Below are 8,041 nucleotides of genomic sequence, written 5' to 3'. Positions count from 1 at the left end.
CGCATCAGTTTCGGTCGCACCCGTCGCCCCAACCCGACTCACTTCGGCATCGAAATCGCGTTATCATCTCGCTGTTGTGAAGCGGAATCGTGACATCGACGATGCGCGCTATGACATGATGTCCGGCACCCGTTTCGAACTCGAACAGCTTGTCTTCCAAGGAATCAGGTCGTGCCGACCCCACCCCCTCCGTTCGCCGCCCCTTGCCACCCCTGCTCGGTAGCGCGCGATCCGGCCATGCCGTCCGAGCACCCGTGAGACATTCAAGCAATATCCTCATCCCGGTCCTGATCGCCCTCTTGACGGTTGCGGCGTGGGCCCTGCTCAATCGACCGGCGGACGAGCCACCTTGGCCGAATCGTATCCAAGGCTTCTCTTTCGCACCGATGCGTGCGCACAACGATCCGGCGCTGAAGAACTACCCGACCACCGAGGAGATCGACAATGACCTGGCGCTGCTGCAGGGAACCGTCCATGCCGTGCGGACCTACTCGGTGGAAAGCACGCTCTCGGCGATCCCGCGCTTGGCCGCGGCGCGCGGCCTGAATGTCACGCTCGGCGCTTGGATCGGAGCCGATCCGGACGCCAACGACATCGAGCTCGCACGGTTCGGCGAGATCCTGAGCAAAGGGTATCGGAATCTGGTACGCGTCATGGTCGGCAACGAGGCGATCTTGCGCGAGGACGTTTCGGTCTCCGAGCTGGCCGAATACCTCGACCGGGTGCGCGAGATGACCTGGCTACCCGTGAGCACGGCCGAACCTTGGCATGTCTGGCTCAAATATCCGGAGCTTGCGGATCATGTGGACTTCATCACCGTCCACCTGCTGCCCTATTGGGAAGGCGTCCCCATCGAACAGGCCGTAGCCTATGCGGTCGGTCGCTACGACGAGGTCAAGAAAGCATTTCCGAACAAGGAGGTCATTATCGGGGAGGTCGGCTGGCCGAGCAACGGCCGGCGCAATCGGGGGGCCGAGGCGTCGCTGACGAATCAAACGCGTTTCCTGCGCCGTTTTCTTGCGCACGCCGAGCAGGCGGGTTACGTCTACTATGTCATGGAGGCCTTCGACCAGACCTGGAAGACCAAGCTCGAAGGGGCCACCGGTGCCTACTGGGGCGTCTACAACACCGATCGCGAGCCCAAGTTCGTCTTCACCCAACCCGTGGTGCGCATCCCGCACTGGCAGGAGCTTGCCGGACTCTCGGTCGTCATGGCCGTACTGCTCCTGGCGTTTCTCTACCGCGACAGCGCGAGTCTGTCGAGCAAAGGCAAAGGTTTCCTCGCCTTGGTGATGTATGCCATCTCGACCGCAGCGGTCTGGATCGTCTACGACTACACACGGCTCTACATGACGCCGGCCACGGCCATCGTGGGCATCCTGCTGCTCGTCGGGGGGGGCGGCGTCATCGTCCTGATCATGGCCGAGACGCACGAATGGGCCGAGGCGTTGTGGCTGCGTCGGTGGCGTCGGCCGTTCCCCTTGCGCGCGGTGCCCGACGAGGAGTTGCCGGTCGTCTCCATCCACGTGCCCGCCTACAACGAGCCGCCCGCGCTTTTGATCGAGACGTTGGACGCCTTGGCGGCGTTGGACTATCCGGGATACGAGGTCCTGGTCATCGACAACAACACCAAGGATCCCGCCGTCTGGCAGCCGGTCGAAGCGCATTGCCGGCATCTGAATGAAGCCGTCGGCGAGCGCTTCCGGTTCTTCCATGTCGATCCGCTCGCGGGCTACAAGGCCGGCGCACTCAACTATGCGCTGCGCGAGACCGACCCGCGCGCCGAAGTCATCGCCGTCATCGACGCGGACTATATCGTGCAGCCGCTCTGGTTAAGGCATCTGGTGCCCGCCTTTCAAGACCCCGAGGTCGCCATCGTGCAGGCCCCGCAGGACTATCGCGACGCCGACCAGAACGCCTTCAAGGCGATGTGCATGGCCGAGTATCGCGGCTTCTTTCACATCGGCATGGTCACCCGCAACGAGCGCAACGCCATCATTCAGCACGGCACCATGACCATGATCCGCCGCCCGACGCTCGACGCCGTCGGCGGCTGGGCGGAGTGGTGCATTACCGAAGACGCCGAACTCGGGCTGCGTGTGTTCGAGAAGGGTCACAAGGCGCTCTATATCCCCTGCACCTACGGGCGCGGCCTGATGCCGGACACCTTCGCCGACTTCAAGAAACAGCGGTATCGCTGGGCCTACGGTGCGGTGCGCACACTCAAACACCATCGCCGCGAGCTGTTGGGGATCCGCAAGACCACGCTCTCGGCGGGCCAACGCTATCACTTCGTCGCCGGCTGGCTGCCTTGGTTCGCGGACGGCTTCAACCTCCTGTTCAACTTCGCGGCACTCGCCTGGTCCGTGGCCATGGTGATGTTTCCGCTCCAGGTGACGCCCCCTTATATGACGGTCGCCTTGGTCCCCTTGGTCTTGTTCGGCTTCAAGATGTCGAAGAGTTTCCTGCTCTATCGGCGTCGTGTGACCGCGACCCTGCGTCAGAGCTTCGCTGCCGGCCTGGCCGGGCTAGCCCTCTCCCACACGATCGCCCGCGCCATGTTCGGCGGCTTCGTCTCGGGCAGGCTCGGCTTTTTCAGAACCCCGAAGCTCGCACAAGCACCGGCCTTCATCCGCGCCCTGGCCGATGCACGTGAAGAGGGCCTTTTCGTCGTCGCCTTTTGGCTCGCGGCCGCCCTCATCATGCTGCGCGACGACGCCTTCATGCTGGATGTCCGGGTCTGGTTGGCTGTACTGATCGTCCAGTCGATCCCTTACCTAGCCGCAGTCGCGGTGTCTTTGATCAGCGCCGCCAAGACCTTGCCTGCGAGCCTGGTCGGACCGATGCCGGTGATGACGGGCGAGGGATCGACAGCGCGTGTCGAGCAGGGTCGTTAGTGGGCTAATGCGGCGTGGGGCTTGGCGGTTTTGATCGGTATGCCTCCTACCGCCTGACTGCTGCCGCCTGTCGCCTGATGTCGGCTGTCCGTTCTCGGCCTCGGGTCTTCACGCTTCATCTGTCAGCCTTCAGCCGTTCGCGCTGATCACGCTGCGCACAGTCCACGTCCTGATCACCGGACACCTCAGACCGATCGCTCGCTGCGGGTGGATCTCGTGCGCCGGGGGCTGGCCCGGTCCGCCACGCCATCCACTTTCCTTCCCTGACCGTCTTCAGACCGGGATCGGCTAGAGATCCGGGTTTTCCCGATATCGGGTTTACCCTATACGCAATTTCCCTTACACTGCCCGCCAGGTTATCAACTGACCGGCATCCAATGCGCCGCCCGCGGCGCCCGCCGGTTGATTGCAGAAACGGTCCTGCTTATGAACAAAACGCTGATCTTCGCCTCGCTCGGGGTATTTCTTCTCGTCTCGGGCCCGAATGCCGAGGCACGCGTCAAACCGGGGCATGCTCAGAAGGGTATCGCGTCCTACTACCACGACAGCCTCCATGGTCGGAAGACCGCAAGCGGGGCGATCTACAACAAGAACATCCCCAGCGCAGCACACAAGTCTCTCCCCCTCGGCAGCAAGGTCCGCGTGACGGACACCAAAACCGGCAAGAGCATCGTCGTCAAAGTCAACGATCGTGGCCCCTTCGTGAAAGGCCGGATCATCGATCTATCCCGCAGCGCCGCACGCGAGCTGGGGATGATCAAGAAGGGCCTGGCGCGGGTCGAGGTCGAGGTGTTGAGCGTCCCGAAGGCAAGCGGCTCCTGATTCGAGCCTAATCCATCCGCCCTGCTCCACTCACTCCCAACGAAACATCCAGGCCGCCAGCGTCAGGAAGAGGAGTGCAAGACCGGCCAGGAGGCCGATCTGGGGAAGGACTTGGAGCACACCGGCGCCGTCGATCATGACAGCCCGAGCACCGTCCACGATATGGGTCAGCGGCAGGAACCTCGACAGGATCTGAGCCGCGCCGCTGGCCCCCTCCATCGAGAACCACACCCCCGACAGCAGCAACATCGGCCAGGAGATGAGGTTGAGCAGGCCATCCGCGACCTCCTCCGTGCGCAGGCGTGAGGAGACGATCAGTCCGAGGCTGATCAGACAGAGCGCACCGGACACATAGACCAGCAGCAGCGCAAGGTAGGAGCCGTGCATCGGGAAGTCCAGCAAGAGACTGGCCCCGCTATAGACCACGAGGCTCGCCCCCAGCACCACCAACAGTCGCGAGAACACCTGCGCGGTGAGAAACTCCCACGGACTCAGCGGCGTTGCCTTCAAGCGACGCAGTACGCCGTTCTTGCGGTAGCGCACGATCACCCAGCCGACACCCCAAAGACTGGAAAACATGATGTTCATCGCCAGCACGCCGGGCAGCACCCAGTCGACATAGCGCAAGGCGGCGCCGCTCACGGTCACCCGCTGCGGGATTACTCCCGCGGATTCGCCATCATCGCCGGCCGCGTCGCCGCCGGACCCGCCTGCACCGAGCAGGAGACGCTCGACGAGATAGCCGTTGGCCGACTCCGAATTCACCCAATAGCGCGGTGTCTCGCTCGGATCCACGAGAAGATCCAGTTGATGGCGCTCCACCTTGCCGATCGCTGCCGACGGATCCGTCACCGGGATGAACTGGATGTGGCGTGTCTGCAGGAAGGGGAAGGCCGCAACCGGCATGTCGGCGCCATCCCCGACTACGCCGACCTTGAAGACGTCCCTGGACGTGTCTGTGAAGATGAAGGCAAAGGCCAGCACCATCATGATCGGCATCAGGATGTTCCATGACAGCCCAGCCCGATCGCGATAAAACTCGCGGTTACGAGCGACGAGGATGGTCAGGATACGACGCCACATGAGATGTTCCGGGTGTTTGGACGACAATCCGCAGGATCGAGACAGAGGGATCGAGCAAGCCCGAGCCCCACGGATCTCAACCGCGCCCAGTGCGAGACGCGCATTTTCGAGTGAGATCGACAATTGCTGTATACGTGACCCTTAGCGGGGACGCGGTTTAAATAATCTATTTTTCAATGCCTTAAACCGCGCAGACTCCAGCGGTCGTGAAGTCTGCCGGGTCCGATCCCATCCCGAGAACATCGCATACCGCGCCGGGCGCGGTTTAAGAGCGCAGATCATGTCCGGTCAGTTTCAGAAAGAGGTCTTCCAGATTCGGCGTCGCCACCCGCAGGTCCGTCAGATCCGCGCCGGCGCGCTCGATTTCGGCCAACATCGGCGGGACCTCCTCGGCAAAGAGCTCGATGGTCCCGTCGCGCCGCTCGGCCGTCGGCGGGAGTGTAGCCCCGACGGGCCACGCGGACTCGGGCAGACGAATCACGGTGGCCGGGAAATGGTCCCGAACCAGACGCGCAGGCTGACCCTCGGCGATGATCCGCCCATGGTCGACGATTGCGATGCGGTCGCAGAGACGCTCGGCCTCTTCCATGTAATGCGTGGTCAAGACGATAGTCTTGCCGCGCCGCCGCACGGTCTCGATCAGACCCCAGAAGTTGCGTCTGGACTGCGGATCCAGGCCCGTGGTCGGCTCGTCGAGAAACACCAGATCCGGGTCGTTGACCAAGGCGATCGCCAAGAGCAGACGCTGACGCTGACCGCCCGAGAGCTTGCGGGTGTCTCGATCCAGGATCTCCGCGAGATTGCAGAGACGGATCAGCTCGTCGCGATCCGCCGTGCGCCGATAGAGGCTCGCGAACATGGACAGTGACTCGCGCACCGTCTGAAAGTCCTGTAACGCGGTCGCCTGAAACTGGATGCCGACCGACTCGCGGTAGGCGCGATCGAGCGGCCGGCCACGATAGAGTACGGTGCCCGAGGTCGGGGTTTGGATGCCCTCAAGCATCTCCAAGGTCGTCGTCTTCCCGGCCCCGTTCGGCCCCAAGAGACCGAAACACTGACCGGCATCGACACGAAAGCCGATACCATCCACGGCGCGCACACCAGGATAGATCCGGACCAAATCATGGGCTTCGAGCAGGCTGTTCACAGGCGCGGAGTATACGCGCTTCGTACCGGACACGGCGGGCCGAGCCCGGACGGAATTCCAGATTCCGCCTCATGCTCCACGAGGCCGACTCTACTGCCGACAGTCATCGCCGGCACGCTCTGGACCAACACCCTTGCCGCCCTGACCTTTGTTTTCATGCTCACCTCCTGCGCCGCCCCGAACATCGTCGAATCCCCCGACACGCACCCAAGGTCGCCCGACATCGGCGTCGATCACGCGCGGATGGACGACGGCTATCGTCTACCCCTGCGCGTCTGGAGCGGCGCGCAGCGGCCTCGGAAGGTTGTGCTCGGGTTGCACGGATTCAACGACTACGCAAACGCCTTCGCCCCCTTGGGCCGCGAGCTTGCCGCCGCGGGCATCACCACTTACGCGGTCGATCAGCGCGGTTTCGGCGCCGCCGCCTTGCCCGGTCGCTGGCACGGCAGCGAGCGTCTCGCCGCGGATCTGCGCAACCTGGTCGATCTCCTGCGTGCGCGTCATCCCGAGGCCCGACTCTATGTCGCCGGCGAGAGCATGGGCGGTGCCGTCGTACTGGCCGCGACGGCGCAGGGACCGCTGCCGGTCGACGGCCTGATCCTGATCGCGCCGGCGGTCTGGTCGCGCGACACCATGCCCTGGTATCAACGCCTCGCCCTTGAAGGTGCCGTGCGCACCCTGCCTTGGCTGAAGCTGACCGGCGAGGGCATCCGCATCAGTCCGTCCGACCACATCGAGATGTTGCAGGCGATGGGCGCGGACCCGCTCGTCATCAAGGCGACGCGGGTGGATGCACTCTGGGGCATCACCGACCTGATGGACCGGGCGCAAGCCGCGGCGGGCCGACTGCAGACACCTGCCCTGCTGCTCTACGGAGAGCAGGACAAAATCATCCCCAAAAATGCCTTTTGCCGATTTCTGGCGAAACTACCCGGCACGGATCCAGGTCTGACATTCGTTCTCTACGAGCACGGATGGCACATGCTCCCGCGCGACCGCCAAGGCGCGCGCGTGCGCACCGACATCGCCGCCTGGCTCGATGATCCCGAAGCCCCGCTGCCGTCGGGTGAAACCACGTCGCCGCACGGCCAGCGGGCGAGCGCATTTTGCGGCGAGACGCCGTAGGTCGCGCTGATGATAGCAAGCGCCATGCCGCCGGGGACGGCCCGAGCCTCGCACGCCACAACAGACACGTCGAACCGTCGATCGGAATCGCCGCCGTCAGCGTGGAAGTTGTGCCTCGCCCCGCTCGGCACAACCTTCCGCCAAGAAGAGTCTTGTACTGACACAAGCCGCGCCGGGGACATATCATCACCGGCTAAATCCAGACCGATAAGATCGAATCACCACCTCACTCATCCCGCCCGGAGATCCACCATGGCCTTCACCCGTCGCCGCTTTACCCAAACCATGATCGGCGCACTCGGCGCCGCGATGCTCCCGCTGCACCCCGCCGCCGCCAACCTGGTCGAGGGTCGCGATTGGCGCGCCGTTTCGCCGCCGCAGCCGAGCCCGGCACCCGACAAGATCGAGGTTCTCGAATTCTTCTCCTACGGCTGCCCGCACTGCATGGACCTCAACCCGGTCATCAAACCCTGGGCCGCCAAGCTGCCGGAGGACGTCACCTTCCGCCAGGTCCCGGTGACCTTCGGTCGGGCCGCCTGGGCCAATCTCGCACGACTTTTCTATGCGCTGGAGTACAGCGGCGACTTGGATCGACTCAACCAGGAGGTCTTCGAGGCACTGCATCACGACCGGATCAAGCTCTTCACCGAGAAGGATGTCTTGGCATGGGTCACGAGCAAGGGCGTGGACGTCGCGACCTTCGAGCCCTTGTTCAATTCGTTCGCGGTCGAGACTCAGATCAAGCGCGGCGACACACTGGTCGAGCGTTATCGCGTGGATGCGGTGCCCATGATCACGGTCGGAGGTCGCTATGTGGTCGTCGGTCAACAGGCTAAGGGTTTCCCCGACATGCTCGCGATCGCCGATGACCTGATCCTGATGGCGCGCGAGCAGACGGTCGCGAGTTGACCGAAACCACGACGTCGGCCGGACAGGGTCGCGAGGCCGAGCCGGCGCCCCTGTCGAC

The 8,041-nt window shown here is 63.8% G+C and carries 6 protein-coding genes; 4 read left to right on the top strand and 2 right to left on the bottom strand.

The features are described from left to right. The first annotated feature begins 254 nt into the window (after nucleotides 1-254). Nucleotides 255-2,897 carry a glycosyltransferase gene (locus B4N44_RS05895; RefSeq protein ID WP_296697929.1) on the top strand — a complete coding sequence of 881 codons (2,643 nt, stop codon included), beginning with the start codon at nucleotides 255-257 and terminating at the stop codon, nucleotides 2,895-2,897. Between the two features lie 426 nt (nucleotides 2,898-3,323). Next, nucleotides 3,324-3,719 (top strand): septal ring lytic transglycosylase RlpA family protein, encoded by a 396-nt coding sequence (locus tag B4N44_RS05890; protein WP_296697922.1) that lies wholly within the window; start codon nucleotides 3,324-3,326, stop codon nucleotides 3,717-3,719. Between the two features lie 30 nt (nucleotides 3,720-3,749). On the opposite strand, the gene B4N44_RS05885 is transcribed toward B4N44_RS05890, so the two are convergent. Further along, entirely contained in the window at nucleotides 3,750-4,802 is a 1,053-nt protein-coding gene (locus B4N44_RS05885) for an ABC transporter permease (protein WP_296697919.1), read from the bottom strand. A 265-nt stretch (nucleotides 4,803-5,067) separates the two neighbouring features. After that, nucleotides 5,068-5,949: an ABC transporter ATP-binding protein gene (locus tag B4N44_RS05880; protein WP_296697916.1), complete on the bottom strand. Its 882-nt coding sequence runs from the start codon at nucleotides 5,947-5,949 to the stop codon at nucleotides 5,068-5,070. A 156-nt stretch (nucleotides 5,950-6,105) separates the two neighbouring features. Between B4N44_RS05880 and B4N44_RS05875 the strand changes: the two genes are divergently transcribed. Together B4N44_RS05875 and B4N44_RS05870 are read left to right on the top strand one after the other, a co-directional pair. Beyond that, nucleotides 6,106-7,074 (top strand): alpha/beta hydrolase, encoded by a 969-nt coding sequence (locus B4N44_RS05875; RefSeq protein ID WP_296697914.1) that lies wholly within the window; start codon nucleotides 6,106-6,108, stop codon nucleotides 7,072-7,074. 252 nt (nucleotides 7,075-7,326) lie between these two features. Continuing rightward, nucleotides 7,327-7,983 (top strand): thiol:disulfide interchange protein DsbA/DsbL, encoded by a 657-nt coding sequence (locus tag B4N44_RS05870; RefSeq protein WP_296697909.1) that lies wholly within the window; start codon nucleotides 7,327-7,329, stop codon nucleotides 7,981-7,983. The last annotated feature ends 58 nt before the right edge of the window (nucleotides 7,984-8,041 follow it).

It is taken from the genome of Thiocapsa sp. UBA6158 (assembly GCF_002423035.1).
Classification (GTDB): domain Bacteria; phylum Pseudomonadota; class Gammaproteobacteria; order Chromatiales; family Chromatiaceae; genus Thiocapsa.
Note: the sequence above shows the minus strand (reverse complement) of the source record. Positions and strands in the feature narration are given on the sequence as shown.